The organism is Streptomyces tritici (genome assembly GCF_048500665.1).
GTDB lineage: Bacteria > Actinomycetota > Actinomycetes > Streptomycetales > Streptomycetaceae > Streptomyces > Streptomyces tritici.
Genome location: NZ_CP183183.1, coordinates 5,492,355 through 5,508,089, shown reverse-complemented (window position 1 = coordinate 5,508,089; position 15,735 = coordinate 5,492,355). Strand labels below are relative to the sequence as shown.

The following is a 15,735-nucleotide window of genomic DNA, read 5'->3' as shown; positions in this document are numbered from 1 at the left end:
AAAGGACGAGGACGTACCCGAGCCGGGCACTCCCTGGAGCGAGATCATTCCGGGGCTCTGGATGGGCGGCCACTTCTGGGACGACGGTTCCGGAATTCCCCGGCCGGCCGTCGCGAGGGGTGAATTCTCGCTGGTCGTGAGTCTGTTCACTCGTTCGGGTCATGGTCCGGACGACGGAGTGGATCATCTCGTCCTCGAAATCCCCGACAATCCGCTGACGTTCGAACAACTCGGGTCGGTACGGGACGCGGCCGCGCGCACGGCGGCCGCGGTCCGGGACGGCCGGCCGGTGCTCGTCCGCTGCTTCGCCGGCTACAACCGCGCCGGTCTCGTCACCGCCCAGGCGCTCGTCGACCTGGGGCTCGACGCCGAGGAGGCCGTCGCGCTGATCCGGCGGCGGCGGTCGCCGTGGGCGCTGCACAACGAGGTGTTCGTGCAGTACCTCGAGACCGGCCTCGACGTGGCACAGCTGCTGACGGGGCTCGAACCGCCGCGGTGACCCCGCCGGGGCCCGTGCCCGGGCTCAGGCTCCGGCCGCCGCGCGGAGCAGCAGCAACGACTCCTCGGTGGCGACGGCCGCCGTGCCGTCGGGCGTGAGCGCGAGGGCCCGTACCGGAGGTCCGGGGCGGAACGGCACCGGGCCGCCGCGGCGGTGCAGTTCGACGAGTCCGTCCGCCCAGGCGACCAGGAGCAGCGGGCCGTCCGGGCCGGGGGCGGCGGCCAGCGCGACGACCGCGCAGGCGCGTTCCGCGAGGGGGGCGGGGCGCGGCGTGCAGCCGGGCCGCCACGTACGGACCGCGCCGTCCGCGCCGCCGCTGCAGGCCAGCGGGGCGGGGCCGGCGACGTACGCCAGGGCGGTCACCCGGCCGGCGTGCAGGGCGGCCTGGTGCACTCCGTCGATGCCGAAGGCGTGCACGGACCCCATCCGGTCGCCGACCAGGACCGCCCCGTCGGCGGTGGTGAGGGCCGTCCCCGGGTGCCGGGCGAGCGTCTCGGCCACGGCGCGGGTGAGGCGGCCGCCGGGGCCCCGCTCGGTGCGCAGCCGGCCCCGCTCGTCCAGCAGGAGCAGGGTGCCGTCGTCGAGCGCGGCGAGGGAACGGGGGCGTCGTACGGAGGTGCCGACCGTCCCGGCGGCGGGGGTGGCGTCGGCGGCGTCCAGGACGTGCACGGCGCCGAGGTCGTCCGCGAGGAGGAGCCGCCCGTCGCCGTCCAGGGCCAGCGCGGCGGCCGGGCCGGGCCGGGCGGCGGTCAGCCGCCAGGGCTGCTCGCCGGACAGCGCGGTCAGCTCGGCCCGCAGGGCCGGGTCGGCGTCCTCGCCGAGCGCGGCGAGCAGCGCGAAGGCCCGTACGGGCGGGGGCACGTCGCGCACGACGGCCTGCCCGGCCCGCATCCAGGCCCGCCCCAGGCCGCCGCGCTCGGCGCCCTCGCGGTCGTAGGCCACGGTGACCCGCCGGGGGTCCGCCGCGCAGACGGCCCCGGCATCACCGAGCGCCGGCCCCCCGGCCTCCGCCCGCCGCGCGCCGGGCAGCCGGGACGCCTGCGCACCGTCCACCGGCAGGAGCGGAACGCGCCCGGACACGGCGTCCGGCTCCGAGGGCCCCGCGCCGCCCGCCGGGGACACCCCGGCGTCACGCCGCAGGGGCCCGGCGGACGGCGGCACCGGTCCGCGTGCGTCCCCGCCCGGCCCGGCACCCGCCTCGGGTACGGCTCCGTCCGGCCCGGCCGGTACGGGCACGGCGTCGCCCCGCACCGCGACGGCCGGCCCCGCCGGCGACGGAAGGTCGTCCGTCAGGGTCGTCAGGTCGTCGTCGTCCGGCCAGTGGGCGGCTTCCAGTTCCTCCAGGAGGATCGCGGGGCCCTGGGAGAGTCGGGGCGTCAGGGGGTCCGGGGACTCCACCAGCAGGCGCAGGCAGCCGAGGTCGGCCAGGGAGAGGATCAGCTCGGCGAGGGCCTTCGGGTCGTCGGCGTCCGCCAGGCCCGGCAGGGCCAGCGTGCGGCGCCGCCCGTCGCTCAGCAGGGCCGACAGCAGCTCCGCCGGGGTCCGCGCGGCCACGCCCAGCGTGTTGGCGAGCGACCAGACCGCACCGGGCAGACCGTGGCCCGCCAGGGACAGGACCGTCACACCGGGCAGCCTGGCCGGCGGCAGCTCGGGTACCAGACAGAGCCGCGGCGCGCGCGGGTCGGCGAGCCAGGCGCGCAGGAGAGCCTCGGGCACGTGGGCGTCAGCCTTCCGATCCGGTGAAGTGCTCCCGTACGAGGGACCGCACGACGGGAAGGTCCTGGGCGATCAGCGCGTCCAGCAGCGCGCTGTGCTCCGCCGCGTCCGCCACCAGGTCCGCGTGGCGGGCCACCGGGGCGCTGGTCAGGGGCCACTGGGAGCGGCGGTGCAGATCGTCGGCGACGGCCACCAGCTGGGCGTTGCCGGCGAGCGCCAGCACAGCGCGGTGGAAGGCGCGGTCGGCCTCCGCGTAGCGGGCGCGGTCGCCGCGCGCCGCCGCCGCGCCCGTCGCCTCGGCCAGGGGCCGCAGCTCGCGCCAGCGGTCGGCGGGGACGGTACGGGCCAGGTCCAGCATCACCGGGACCTCGATCAGCGCCCGCACCTCGGCCAGCTCCGCAAGCTCCCTCGGGGTGCGGACGGTGACCCGGAAGCCGCGGTTCGGGACGACCTCCACCGCGCCCTCCAGGGCCAGCTGCTGCATCGCCTCGCGGACCGGGGTGGCCGAGACGCCGAAGCGCTCGCCCAGCGCCGGAGCGGAGTACACCTCGCCGGGGACCAGCTCGCCGCCGACGAGCGCGGTGCGCAGGGCGTCGAGGATCTGTCCGCGCACGGAGTGGCGGCGCACCACCCGCGGGGGAGGCGGCTCGCTGTGGGTGTGCTCGCCGCGTACCGGCTCGCCCCGTACCTGCCCGCCGCCTGCCGGCTCGCCCGGCACCCGCTCCCCGCCCGTCCGCGGCCCGGGCACGCGGGGCTCCGTCGCCCCGCCGCCGTGCGCGGGCGCCCCGAAGGGGGCCTCGTCGAACGAGACGCCGCCGGAGGCCGCGTACGGCCGCTCCGCCGCACGCTCGCGCGCTCTGCCCTGCTCCACCCGGGTCCTCCTGCGGCCTCGTGCCGAGCCCGGCTCGCGATACCGGGTTCCCCTGTGCACCATAGGCGGACAAGCAGGGAGTTCAAACATCGAACGCATCGGGTAAGGTAAGGCTAACCTGCTAACGATCGCGATTCGGTGGTCCCTGAATGGCCGTCCCCGCTCTGCTTTCCGCCGCGCCCGCAGCCCCCGCCTCCCCCGTGGCGGCCGCCTACGCCCGGCTCACCGAGGTCTTCCCCGGACTGCGGATACAGGAGCTCGGACACGGCGAGGCCGCCCCGCGCGGCGCCGGCTGGGTCGGCGCCGACGAGCTCGCGGCCGGCGGACCCGCCCTCGACGCGTTCCTCGCCTGGGACGACGCGCAGGTGCTGCGCGACTACGGCGCGCAGGCCCGCCCCGACGTCGTCGCGAGCTTCGGTCTGCACCGGTACGCCTGGCCCGCCTGCCTCCTGGTCACGGTCCCCTGGTTCCTGCACCGCCGCGTCCCCCGCGTCCCCGTCGACGCCGTGGCGTTCCAGCGGGCCCGCGGCCGCATGGCGGTCCGGATCACCGACTTCGCCTGCCTGCCCGGCGACCCGGCCGCCGCCCTGCCCGGCGCACGGGTCGTCCCGGACGAGGAGGCCCTGCGGGCGGAGGTCCGCGAGGCCCTCGCCGAGCACTTCGCCCCGGTCCTGGAGGGCTTCGGGCCCCGGATGCGGCGCGGACGGCGGGCCCTGTGGGGCATGGCGACCGACGAGATCGTCGAGGGGCTCTGGTACATCGGGTCGCTGCTCGGCGAGGAGCCCCGGGCCATGGCGGAGCTGGAGCTGCTGCTGCCGGGCACGGCCAAGCCGTACGTCGGCTCCGCGGGCTTCCGCGAGCTGTCCGGGCCGGACGGGCGGGCGCTGCCGACCCGGGACCGGGCGAGCTGCTGCCTCTTCTACACGCTGCGCCCCGAGGACGCCTGCGTGACCTGCCCGCGCACCTGCGACGCGGAGCGGCTGCGCCGGCTCACGGCGGCGGCCTGAGCCCAGGGGACCGCGGCGGCCTGAGCCCGGCGGGGGCCGCGGAGCCGGCACCCGGCCCGCCGGGCCCCCGGCGGATCAGCGGCCGGTTTCCTGCCGCCCCTCTTTCATGCCACCCCTCCGGATGACATGAATCGAACACAACTTGGCACGCCTGCACGGCAGTTCGAGCAGATCGCACCTATTCGACCGGCTCGTCGCCCCGTTGGCGTGCTCTTGCTCCGAAAGCCTCTGAGGAGGCTCGGGCGTCGGCCAGTATGGGCCGCCGAAACGCCCTACGCGATGCAAGGGACACCGCATGAGACTGACCGACATATCGCTGGACTGGCTGCTTCCGGGCGGCGTGATGCTCGTCGGAGTCCTGACGGCGGTGGCGGTGCTCGCGCGCGGCAAGCGCGCCGGTGACCAGACCTCGGCCGACGACTCCTGGGAACGCAGCGAGGAGCGCCGCCGCCGCAAGGAGGCGATCTACGGCACCGCGTCCTATGTGCTGCTGTTCTGCTGCGCGGCCGTCGCCGCCGCGCTCTCGTTCCACGGACTCGTCGGCTTCGGCCGGCAGAACCTCAACCTCTCCGGCGGCTGGGAGTACCTCGTCCCGTTCGGCCTCGACGGCGCGGCGATGTTCTGCTCGGTGCTCGCGGTCCGCGAGGCCAGCCACGGCGACGCCGCCCTCGGCTCCCGGCTCCTCGTCTGGACCTTCGCCGGCGCGGCCGCCTGGTTCAACTGGGTGCACGCCCCGCGGGGCCTCGGCCACGACGGCGCCCCGCAGTTCTTCGCCGGCATGTCGCTGTCCGCGGCGGTCCTGTTCGACCGGGCGCTCAAGCAGACCCGCCGGGCGGCGCTGCGCGAACAGGGCCTCGTACCCCGGCCGCTGCCGCAGATCCGCATCGTCCGCTGGCTGCGGGCCCCCCGGGAGACCTTCGCCGCCTGGTCGCTGATGCTCCTGGAGGGCGTCCGCACCCTGGACGAGGCGGTCGACGAGGTGCGCGAGGACCGACGCGAGAAGCAGCAGAACCGGATGCGCCGGCGCGAGCAGCAGAAGCTGGACCGGGCCCGGCTCCGCGCCCTCAGCGGCCACCACCGGGCGTTCGGGCTCGGCCGCGGCGGCCGTCAGGTCGAGATGCCGCCGCTGGCGGCCGGAACGGCCTCCGCGGCCACGGGCGTCGGCCCGTCGGTCGCGGAGCCCGCCATAGCCGACCCCGGACAGCTGCCGCTTCGCCCCCGTCCCTCCCTGCAGGCCGTGAAGGGCACTGACGTCCGGGGCGCGGATGCCCGGACGGTGGACCTCACCGCCGAGGACGACACCCAGACGCTGCCCCGGCTCGACTCCCTGGAGCGCAAGCTCAAGGACCTGGAGCAGCAGTTCGGCTGAGCCCGTTCCTCCCGGACTCGCCGGCCCGGCACGCTCAGGCGGCCGCGCCGGCGAGTTCGAACCAGACCACCTTGCCGGGCCCCGTGGCCTTGATGCCCCAGGCGTCGGCCAGGGCCTCGACCAGGACCAGGCCGCGGCCGTGCGTGGCCTCGTGGACCAGCGGGCCGTCCGCCGGCGCCGCCGCCCCGTGCGCACCGCCGTCGGCGTGGGGTGCGTGCGGCACGTACGGCTCCGGCAGTTCGGGCACGAAGTCCCGGACCTCCACCCGCAGGGTGTCCCGGGTGCCGGGGACGACGGTGGCGGTCACCACCGCTCCCCGGTCGGTATGGATCAGCGCATTGGTCACCAGTTCACTGGTCAGCAGCTCCGCGACGTCACTCGCGCCGGGCTCGCCCCAGTGCCGCAGCATCGCCCGCAGCGCGTGTCTCACCTCCGGTATCGCCGCGAGTTCGGCGCCGCCCACCTTTCTGCGCAGTTGAGTCGGTCGTCCTGCCTCCCCGTTCATAACCCCCACCCACACGTCGGAACGACCCTTCCCCTCGAACACGCTCACGGGGATGCATGCCCCACCGGAACGCCCGCATTCCTGCCGAACCGTCGGTGAACGGAAGCATCGGGCATGGTCACGCGTGCGCCCCCGGCGCGGAACGCGGGGGCGCGGGGCGCGGACGCGCCGTCGGACGGCGGTCGCCTCGACGGCTAGGGGCAGCTGTTGCGGATGTCGCCGGGGTCGGTGGTGCAGGTGTCGAAGCCGAAGCCGCCGTAGGCGGCGTCGTTGGAGGCGACGCTGTCGCGGGTGTCGAGGGTGTCGTTGCCGGCGTCGCCGTTGAGGCGGTCGTTGCCGCTCTGGCCGATCAGGCGGTCGTTGCCGCTGCCGCCGTTGACGAGGTCGTTGCCGGGTCCGGCGTAGACGGTGTCGCTGCCGCCGCCGGCGTTGACGGTGTCGCTGCCGCTGAGGGCGCAGATGACGTCGTTGCCGGCGGTGCCGTTGATCGTCTCGAAGGAGCTGGTGCCGACGATCGTGCAGCCCCGGGCGTTGTTGACGGTGGTGGCGAAGACCCTGCTGTCGTTGGCGGTGTTGGGGTCGTCCTGGTCGACCGCGCCGATCGCCGCGCCGTCCCACAGGGTGCCGGTGGCGCGGGGCTCGACCCGCAGCGTGAAGCTCGCGGACGCGCCCGGCGCGATGGTGCCCAGCGGGCAGGTGGCGGTGGTCGCGGTCAGCGTGCACGCGCCGCCCTGGCTCGGCGTGGCCGAGATCATGGTGCCCGAGCCGCCGGTGATGCTGTCGGACACCGACACACCCGTCGCCGTGGTCGTCGTGCTCGTGTTCGTCACCGTGATCGTGTACACGGCCTGGTCACCGAGACTGACCGTCGTCGAACCGGTCTTGTTCACCGACAGATCCACGGTGACCGGCGGCTCGACGCCGCCACCGCCGAGGTAGCGCGCCAGGAAGGTGTCGGCGGGGTTCTCGATGTGGCCGGAGGCGACGATCCTGCCGTCCGGCTGGAGGGCCACGGCAACGCCCACGTCCGAGGGCCCGACGTCCGTCGTCACCCGGCCGTCGCCGCCGAAGTCCGGGTCCAGACTGCCGCCGGTGTTGTACCTGGCCATCGCGAGATCGTCGTTGTACGCGCCGGAGACGACGATCCGGCCGTCGGACTGGAGCACCACGTCCGCGGCGTAGCCGCTCGCCGGCCCGAAGGAGGTGGTCAGCCTGCCGTCGCCGTCGAAGGAGGGGTCCGGTGCGCCGGCGGCGGTGAGCCGCGCCATCGCGAAGGTCGTGCCGAGGACGTTGCCGGTGGCGACGATCCTGCCGTCCGGCTGCAGGGCGAGGGCAGCGGCACCGCTGCTGTCGGCGTCGAAGGAGACGGTCGCCCTGCCGTCACCGCTGAAGCTCGCGTCCGGAGTGCCGTTCTCGAGGTAGCGGGCGAACGCCATGGCGCCGGAACTGGAGCCCCCGGCCACGATCCTGCCGTCGGTCTGCACGGCCAGGTCGTAAATGCCACCCTGGAAGACGTTCGTCACTCTGCCGTCGTCGTCGAACGTGGTGTCCAGGGCACCGTCGACGGTGTAACGCACCATGAGGCGCCGAGGTCGCTGACGCCTCCGGCGACGATCTTGCCGTCGGGCTGCAGGGCCACCGCGGTGGCTCGCGCACTTCCGGTGGGGTCGTTGACGCCTGTCGTCACGATCCCGCCGTTGCCGAAGCTCGTGTCCGGCGTGCCATCGGCGTTGTAGCGCACCACGCCGAACAGGTACCGGCCGAATTCCGGGTACGTCGTCCCGGCAGCGACGATCTTGCCGTCCGGCTGCAGCGCGAGGGCCGCGGCCGTGTCGTCCCAGAAACCGCCGATGTCGGTGAGAACGATGCCGTCGCCCCCGCCGAACGTGGAGTCGAGGCTCCCGTCGGCGTCGTACCGCGTCAGCAGGAAGTCGCCGAGTTCCTCGGCGCTGTTGTACCTGTGGCCCAGCGTCAGGATCTTGCCGTCGGGCTGGACGGCCACATCGGCGCTCCGCTCGTATCCCCCGGCATCCGTGACGACCTTCCCGTCGCCGCTGAACTCGGGATCGAGATCGCCCGGAGCGGCCGTCGCCGCTGCGGCGAGGCTCAGAACGAGCGCGAGGGCCGTCGCGGCCGTCGCACCGAGGCGCGCCGCGCGGCGCCAGGGAGAAGAAGGGGGCATGTGCGTCCGCTCCGTGTGTGGGGATGCTCAGGCCCCGCACCCTCGCGGCAGGCCGCGGCGCGCCCCGGGAGCGGCGTGGCGCGTGCACCCTGTCGGACGCCTGGTTCCACTCTCCGGGACGAGCGCGCGGCCACTCCCCCGGCCCTACGGCCGGGGTACGTTGCGGAGGTTGGAGCGGGCCAGCTGGAGCATGCGGCCGACGCCGCCGTCCAGGACGATCTTGCCGGCGGAGAGCGCGAAGCCGGAGACCATCTCGGCCTTGATCTTCGGCGGGATGGAGAGCGCGTTCGGGTCGGTCACCACGTCGACCAGCGCCGGGCCGCGATGCTTGAAGGCGTCCTTCAGCGCGCCGGCGAGCTGCTTGGGCTTCTCGACCCGTACGCCGAAGGCGCCGCACGCGCGGGCGACGGCGGCGAAGTCGGGGTTGTCGTTGGTCGTCCCGTACGACGGGAGGCCGGAGACCAGCATCTCCAACTCGACCATGCCGAGCGAGGAGTTGTTGAAGAGCACCACCTTCACCGGCAGGTCGTACTGGACGAGCGTGAGGAAGTCGCCCATCAGCATGGCGAACCCGCCGTCGCCGGACATCGAGACGACCTGCCGCCGCCGGTCGGTGAACTGGGCGCCGATCGCCTGCGGCAGCGCGTTGGCCATGGAGCCGTGGCTGAACGAGCCGATGATGCGGCGCCGCCCGTTGGGCGAGAGGTAGCGCGCCGCCCAGACGTTGCACATGCCGGTGTCGACGGTGAACACCGCGTCGTCGTCGGCGAGTTCGTCCAGGACGGAGGCGACGTACTCGGGGTGGATCGGCACGTGCTTCTCGACCTTGCGGGTGTACGCCTTGACCACCGTCTCCAGGGCGTCGGCGTGCTTCTTCAGCATCCGGTCGAGGAACCGCCGGTCGGTCTTGGCCCGCACCCGCGGGATCAGACAGCGCAGCGTCTCGCGGACGTCGCCCCACACCGCCAGGTCCAGCTGCGAGCGGCGGCCGAGGTGCTCGGGCCGCACGTCCACCTGGACGATCTTCACGTCGTCGGGCAGGAACGCGTTGTACGGGAAGTCGGTGCCGAGCAGGATCAGGAGCTCGCACTCGTGGGTGGCCTCGTAGGCGGCGCCGTAGCCGAGGAGCCCGCTCATGCCCACGTCGAAGGGGTTGTCGTACTGGATCCATTCCTTGCCGCGCAGGGCGTGGCCGACCGGGGACTTGATGCGCTCGGCGAACTGCATCACCTCGGCGTGCGCGCCGGCGGTGCCGCTGCCGCAGAAGAGGGTCACCCGATCGGCGGAGTCGATCAGCCGGACCAGGGCGTCGATCTCGGCGTCGCCGGGGCGGACGGTGGGGCGGGTGGTGACCAGCGCGGTCTCGACGGACTTCTCGGGGGCCTGCTGGGAGGCGATGTCCCCGGGCAGCGCGACGACGCCGACCCCGCCCCGCCCGACCGCGTGCTGGATCGCGGTGTGCAGAACGCGCGGCATCTGGGCCGGGTTGGAGATCAGCTCGCAGTAGTGGCTGCACTCGCGGAACAGCTGGTCGGGGTGCGTCTCCTGGAAGTACGAGAGGCCGATCTCGCTCGACGGGATCTGCGAGGCCAGCGCGAGCACCGGGGCCATGGAGCGGTGGGCGTCGTACAGGCCGTTGATCAGGTGCAGGTTGCCGGGGCCGCAGGAGCCGGCGCAGGCGGCGACCCTGCCGGTGATCTGCGCCTCCGCGCCGGCCGCGAACGCGGCGGCCTCCTCGTGCCGGACCTGGACCCAGTCGATGCCGCGGTGCCGGCGGACGGCGTCGACGACCGGGTTGAGGCTGTCGCCGACCACCCCGTACAGCCGTTGGACCCCGGCGCGCACGAGGATGTCGACGAACTGTTCTGCGACGTTCTGTCTGGCCATGGATCCATCAACCCATGGACCGCGGGATCGCGCCTGTGCGGTTACGCCTCCCAGACCGCGACGCCGGTGCGGTCGTCCGCGTAGCCCTTCACGCGGAGCTGGGTGTCCGCGAGGAAGGCCGCGAGGCCCGGCGGCTCCCGGTCGGCCCAGCGGGCGGCGAGTTCGGCGGCGAGCGCCGGCTCGCCTCGGAGCGGCTCCGCGAAGCCGTTCGAGGCCAGCAGGAGGATGTCGCCGGGGCGGGCGACGGAGGCGCGGAACCGAAACGGTTCGGCGGGCGGGGGCAGGGGGTCCTCGACGTACGGGCCGGGTGGCGTGACGATGCCGAGGTCCACGGTGAGCCCCTCGGCTCCGGGCTCCTCCTGCGGTGCCGCTGCCTCTCGCGGAGAGGGGTTCGGTACGGGCTTCGGCGAGCCGAAGCCGACCACCGGCGCGCCGGTCAGCGCGGCGGGCTCCGGGATCAGCGGCTCTATGTCCTGCCACGCGCCGTCGCGCAGCCGGAACAGGCCGCCCTGACCGATGCCGAAGAACACCCGGGTCCGGCACTCCGGATCGGCGGAGAGCAGCAGGCAGCGCAGGGTGGCGGTGTACTCCTCGGGCGCCAGGCCGTGTTCGGCGGCGCGGTTGCGCAGCCGGCCGTAGGTGCGGTCGGTGAGCCGGTGGAGTCCGGACTTGAGGTCGCCGCGCCGGCCCGCCCGGATGTCCTCGGAGAGCCGGGCGTGGCTGCGGCCGACGGCCTCGCCGATCCAGCGGCAGGCGTCGGCGGCGGCGAGGTGCGCCGACTCGGCGGCGCGGGCGCCTCCGGCGACGGCGACGAGCACGAGCGCGGCCTCGTCGTGCCCGAACCGCGCGGTGAGCAGCGCGTCGCGGCGGGGCTCGCCGCGGTAGCGGGCGGAGTCGCCGCGGACGGAGGCGGCGCGCAGGGTGCAGGCGCCGTAACGGGCTCCGTCCAGCACCGTGTCGGGGACGAGTTCGCCCAGCTCGCCCGGGCGGGCTGGCGGCAGCGCGGTGGGCTCGGGCTCGTACGTGGGCGGCCGGTCCCCGACGTGGCCGGTACGCGGCCGGGGGACGGCGGTGGTCCCCGCCTCGACGGCCGGGGCCGGCGGTACCGGTGGGGCGGGCGGTGCGGGAGGCACGGGGGGCGCAGGGGGGCGGGAGGGGAAGGTGCGCGGGGTCCGCGCCCCGTCGAGCGGCGCCTCCCACGGCGCCCGGCCGGGCGGCGCCGGCGGAGGTGACGGGGGCGTCGACGGCGCCGAGGCGGCGGGGGCCACGGGGAGTCCGGCCCCGAGCCCCGCCTCGGGCGGGGCGGCGTCCGCCGACGGGGCCTCAGGAGGCGGCTCGGTGCCGGCCGTCGGTGGTGCCGCCGGCGGCGGGGGCACCACGGCCCCGGCCGGGGTGGACGGAGGCGGGGGCGACGCGGGCGCGGCGGGCGCGGGTTCGCGCTGCGGCGGTGCCGGTACGCGGAGCGTGCGCGTCGGGTCGTCGGCGGAAGGCGCGTGAGGGGGCCGGTGGTTCTCCCCGTCCGTCGCGCCCTTCGCGTCTTTCGCGTCTTTCGCGTCTTTCGCGTCCGTCGGCCCCGAAGGTCCCGCCGTGTCCGCCCCAGCCGCCGCGTCCGTCGCACCCGCCGGCCCCACCGCGCCCGCCGGTCCCGTCGCTCTCGTCGCCGAGGCGAAGCGGTCGTCCAGGCTGTCGCCCGACGTCGTCGGGGCCGTGTCCGGCGCCGCGTCGTCGTAGAGCTTGTCCCACCAGTTGTCCCCCTGCTGAGTCATGCCCTTATTGTCCACCGCGAGAGGCATGCGAAAACGGGACATCCGGAAAAAGTGGTCCGCCGGGCGGCCCCACCCCCCACGGGAAGGTCGCCCGGCGGACCGGCGTGATCAGCGCACGTCGTAAGCGCGGACCACGGTCTGGGTGACGGAGTTGCCTTCGGCGTCCGTCAGTTCGGATGTGAGGGTGACCTGCTTGCCGGACGCTCCCGCGTGGTTCACGGTCGCGGTCCAGACGCCGTCCTGCCGGGCGACCGGCGCGACCGTCCAGGTGGCGCCGCCGTCGTAGGAGTACGAGAGCTTCGCCGAGGTGAGCGCGCCGGGCGTGTGGCCCGCGTGACCGGTCACGGTCAGGCCGATGTGCTGACCGTCGGTCGCGGCAAGGGTCTTGAGTCCGTCCTCCGGAAGGTCGTACCGGGGGAAGAGGACCGGGATGCCTTGAGAGTAGACGCTCTCGTCCGCCTTGGAGGTGAATTTCCAGGAGGAGTTGACGGAAGTCGAGCGGTGCCAGACCTTGCTGCCGAGTTTCGTGACGTTCTGTTCGAGCGTGTACTCGGCGCTCTCGGACGGGACTTCGAAGACCCCGAACGGCCAGGCGGACTCGCCGATCAGTTCGCCGTCCTTGCGCAGGCGCAGGTTGCCGACGTCGCCGAAGGAACCGGGCTCGCCGTGGTGGGTGTTGTCGCCCCACATGGCGTCGGCGAAGCCGATGAGGTCGCCCTGGCGCTCGGCGACGAGCACCGGCTTCCCGGCCGCGTCGCGCGGGGCGGTGGGGGCGATCACGCCGTCGTACCAGTTCTCGGTGCGCCGCTCGCCGGCCTCGTACGCGCGCGGGGTGCCGATCATGAACTCGCCGAACGGGAAGCTGGAGCAGAGCATCTTGTCCCAGACGGTGTCCCCGGCCGTGTAGTACTCGGTGCGGACGCCGGGCGCGGGGGCCGACTCCAGGCCGGCGAAGGAGGCCGAGGCGCCGCTCGGGCGCCGGGCCGTGCCGAAGTCCAGGAAGTCGTTGGCGACGCCCATGGCGGTGTACGTGGACCGGGTGCTGCCCAGGGCCGTGTCTCGGACCCGGTACTCCGTGTCGTCACGGATCGCCCCGGACTCCGGGAACGCCAGCTGGTGGACGTACGGGCTCTTCGCCGTGGCCTTCCACGCGAGGGTGACCTCGCCGGCGGAGAGCTTGCCCAGCAGCGTCGCGGCCTCGGCGGACTCCACCGCGAGGACGGGGAGTCCGGCGGTGCCGAAGCCGGCGTTCGGGTACCAGCGGCCGGGGGCCGCGCGGTGGCCGAGGACGGCGATCGCGCCGGCGGCCTTGGCGTTGCGGGCGACGGTGCCGGAGAACGGCTCGCCGTCGGGGAAGCGCACCAGGGCGATCCGGCCCTTGACCTGGGCGGCCGCCAGTTCGGCCGGGGTTCCGGCGCCCGCGTCGACGAGGCGAGCCGTGCCGGTGCCGTCGAGGTTGTCGGAGCCGGTGGAGCCGGTGACGGGGTGCAGGGCGAGGCCGTCGGCGGTCGTGAGCGCGGAGATCTGCGGGGCGGCGGTGCGCCAGTAGCTGCCGAACTCGAAGTCGCCGTCGCGCGCCTCTCCTTCGACGGAGGCGTAGTGGCCGCGGACCGTACGGCCGGCGGCGACGGTGCCGGCGTGCAGCCAGGTGTCGTCCCAGGACCGGGCGAACCCGAGGGTGGCGGCGCGCACTTCGGACGGGCGGTCGGTGCGCACGCTGAGCCGGTGGGCCCTGCGGGCGTCGAGGACGACGACGGTGTCCTTCGTGAGCCGCAGTTCGGGGCGGGCGAGGTAGCTCAGCGAGTCGTCGAGCGTGGCGCCGGGCCCGGGGTCGCGGGTGGTGACGAAGGAGGAGAGGAAGTAGCTGCCGGGGCGGAGCCGGTAGACCTGGTCGGCGGCGCCCTCGTTGAAGCGGCGCTCCCCGGTGGCGGTGTCGGTGCCGATGACGTCGAGGGACGACGCGCCGTCGGCGGGCCTGCCCTGACGGTCGATCAGCTTCACGCGCAGGGTGACGGTCTCGGGCTCGACGTACAGCGAGAAGGGCGTGGAGACGTGGACGCCGCCGGGGCCGGTGGCGACGACGCGGCCGGTGACGTCGCCGTACTGGGCGCGGTCGAGCCGGGCGGCGGGGTCGAGCCGGAGCGGGACCTCGACGGTGGCGCCGGCCGGGACGGTGACGGTGTCCTGTGCGAGCCGGGCGACGGGGGACCGGACGGCGGAGCCGTCGTTGCCGGTGACCCGCTGGACGGCGAGGCTCAGGGTGACGGGCTCGTCGGAGGTGTTGGTGTACGGCACGGCGGCCGTGGTCCGGTCGGCGCTGTTCTGCGGCCAGGGGAAGGCACCGCCCTGGACGGCGGGCGCGCCGAGGACGGTCTGGCCGATCGCGGCCCGGACGTCGAGCCGGCCGCCGCCGGTCTCGCGGGCGTCGCCGGGGACGCCGCTGTCGGCGGAGGAGACGAGCGCGGCCTTGATCTGCCGGGCGGTCCAGTCGGGGTGGCGCTGCTTGAGGATCGCGGCGGCGCCGGCGACGTGCGGGGTGGCCATCGACGTGCCGGACATGCCCTGGTACGCGTACACGCCCCGGCCGCCGGCCGCCGCGGCGGAGATCCCGACGCCGGGGGCGGCGATCTCGGGCTTGAGGGTGCGGCTCAGGGTCGTCGGGCCGCGGCTGGAGAAGTACGCGGTGGAGTCGTCGCGGTCGGTGGCGCCGACGGTGAGGACGCCGGGCGCGCAGCCGGGCGAGGAGACCGTGTTGAGCGAGGGGCCGGTGTTGCCGGCGGCGACGACGAACAGCGTGCCCTCGTTCCGGGCGAGTTCCTCGGCGGCGACGCTCATGGGGTCGGTGCAGTCGGTCTCGGACGGGCTGCCGAGGCTCATGGAGACGACGTCGGCGCCTTGGGCGACGGCCCATTCCATGCCGGCGATGATCCAGGAGGTGGCGCCGGAGCCGTGGTCGTCGAGGACCTTGCCGTTGAGGAGTTCGGCGCCGGGCGCGACGCCCTTCTTCCTGCCGCCGCTCGCGGCGCCCGAGCCGCCGACGGTGGAGATCGTGTGGGTGCCGTGGCCCTGGCGGTCGTCGGCGCTGTCGGAGTCGGTGAAGTTCCGGGCGGCGACGACGCGGCCCTTGAGGTCGGGGTGCTCGGCGTCGGCGCCGGTGTCGAGGACGGCGACCTTGGTGCCGGTGCCGTCGTAGCCGGCGGCCCACGCCTCGGGGGCGTGGACCTGCCGCGTGGAGCGTTCCAGGGTGGCGTGGACCTTGCGGTCGAGCCAGAGCTTCTTCAGGCCGGAGGCGCCGCGGGCGGCCGGGGCCTCGACATCCTTCCAGAAGGCGCCGGCCTGCTTCTTGTCGGCGGCGAGGGCGACGCCGCGGACCGCCTTGAGGACCTTGCCGCGCTGCGCGCCGCGCGGGGCGGCGGGCACGGAGCGGGCGACGTCGGAGCCGTACACGGCGATCAGCGGCAGGCTGGGGGTGGCGGTGTCGTCGTAGCCCTGCCGGATCAGGCCGGTGACGTTGAAGAGTTCGTGGTCGACGCGGCCTCCGGCGAGGGCGGCGGTGGCGTCCTCCGGGTACACGTAGAGGTCCGTGCCGGAGCGGCGGGTCTGCACGAGCGGCGTGCTGCCGTCCTCGCGGGGCAGGGCCGTGGCGGCGGGGTTGCCGTCGGTGTCGTGGGTGACCAGGATCCGGTCGCCGGTGACGAGGGTGACGGTGGCGGACCTCTCCCCCGGCCCGGCGGCTCGGGTGCCGACCGGCGGGCGCTTCCCGGCCGGGTCGTCCTGCGGCGTGGCCGCCGTGGACGGCGCGACCGCGGTGACGGCCAGGACGGCAGCGGAGGCCGCTCCCAGTGCCGTACGCGATATCGGACGCATCGCTCTCCCCAGATGAATCCGGGCATGCGCCACCTAAGCGGAGCGAACCCGGAGGCTGTTGGTGCT

Annotated in this window: 11 protein-coding genes; 3 read left to right on the top strand and 8 right to left on the bottom strand. The window is 74.8% G+C overall.

The window, feature by feature from the left end; all coding sequences use genetic code 11:
• Positions 1-178: 178 nt before the first annotated feature.
• Positions 179-499 carry a protein-tyrosine phosphatase family protein gene (locus ACNJ93_RS25415; protein WP_418959757.1) on the top strand — a complete coding sequence of 107 codons (321 nt, stop codon included), beginning with the start codon at positions 179-181 and terminating at the stop codon, positions 497-499.
• 24 nt (positions 500-523) lie between these two features.
• Here ACNJ93_RS25415 and ACNJ93_RS25410 read toward each other — a convergent pair whose 3' ends face one another.
• Entirely contained in the window at positions 524-2,215 is a 1,692-nt protein-coding gene (locus tag ACNJ93_RS25410; RefSeq protein ID WP_418959756.1) for a hypothetical protein, read from the bottom strand.
• A 7-nt stretch (positions 2,216-2,222) separates the two neighbouring features.
• Positions 2,223-3,086: a GntR family transcriptional regulator gene (locus ACNJ93_RS25405; protein ID WP_418959755.1), complete on the bottom strand. Its 864-nt coding sequence runs from the start codon at positions 3,084-3,086 to the stop codon at positions 2,223-2,225.
• Between the two features lie 149 nt (positions 3,087-3,235).
• Between ACNJ93_RS25405 and ACNJ93_RS25400 the strand changes: the two genes are divergently transcribed.
• Together ACNJ93_RS25400 and ACNJ93_RS25395 are read left to right on the top strand one after the other, a co-directional pair.
• The gene (locus ACNJ93_RS25400; protein WP_418959754.1) at positions 3,236-4,093 is read left to right on the top strand and encodes a (2Fe-2S)-binding protein; all 858 of its coding nucleotides are present in this window, start codon (positions 3,236-3,238) and stop codon (positions 4,091-4,093) included.
• Between the two features lie 295 nt (positions 4,094-4,388).
• Entirely contained in the window at positions 4,389-5,462 is a 1,074-nt protein-coding gene (locus ACNJ93_RS25395; RefSeq protein WP_418959753.1) for a DUF2637 domain-containing protein, read from the top strand.
• Between the two features lie 34 nt (positions 5,463-5,496).
• On the opposite strand, the gene ACNJ93_RS25390 is transcribed toward ACNJ93_RS25395, so the two are convergent.
• From ACNJ93_RS25390 to ACNJ93_RS25365, 6 genes are all read right to left on the bottom strand, one after another.
• Entirely contained in the window at positions 5,497-5,967 is a 471-nt protein-coding gene (locus ACNJ93_RS25390) for an ATP-binding protein (RefSeq protein ID WP_418959752.1), read from the bottom strand.
• 194 nt (positions 5,968-6,161) lie between these two features.
• Positions 6,162-7,547 (bottom strand): hypothetical protein, encoded by a 1,386-nt coding sequence (locus ACNJ93_RS25385; RefSeq protein ID WP_418959751.1) that lies wholly within the window; start codon positions 7,545-7,547, stop codon positions 6,162-6,164.
• On the bottom strand, positions 7,487-8,149 hold the full coding sequence (locus tag ACNJ93_RS25380) for a delta-60 repeat domain-containing protein (protein WP_418959750.1): 663 nt from the start codon (positions 8,147-8,149) through the stop codon (positions 7,487-7,489). The genes ACNJ93_RS25385 and ACNJ93_RS25380 overlap by 61 nt, the downstream gene beginning before the upstream one ends.
• A gap of 144 nt (positions 8,150-8,293) precedes the next feature.
• The gene (locus ACNJ93_RS25375; RefSeq protein WP_418959749.1) at positions 8,294-10,036 is read right to left on the bottom strand and encodes a pyruvate dehydrogenase; all 1,743 of its coding nucleotides are present in this window, start codon (positions 10,034-10,036) and stop codon (positions 8,294-8,296) included.
• 41 nt (positions 10,037-10,077) lie between these two features.
• Entirely contained in the window at positions 10,078-11,802 is a 1,725-nt protein-coding gene (locus ACNJ93_RS25370; RefSeq protein WP_418959748.1) for a protein phosphatase 2C domain-containing protein, read from the bottom strand.
• 108 nt (positions 11,803-11,910) lie between these two features.
• Entirely contained in the window at positions 11,911-15,669 is a 3,759-nt protein-coding gene (locus tag ACNJ93_RS25365) for a S8 family peptidase (RefSeq protein WP_418959747.1), read from the bottom strand.
• Positions 15,670-15,735 lie beyond the last annotated feature (66 nt).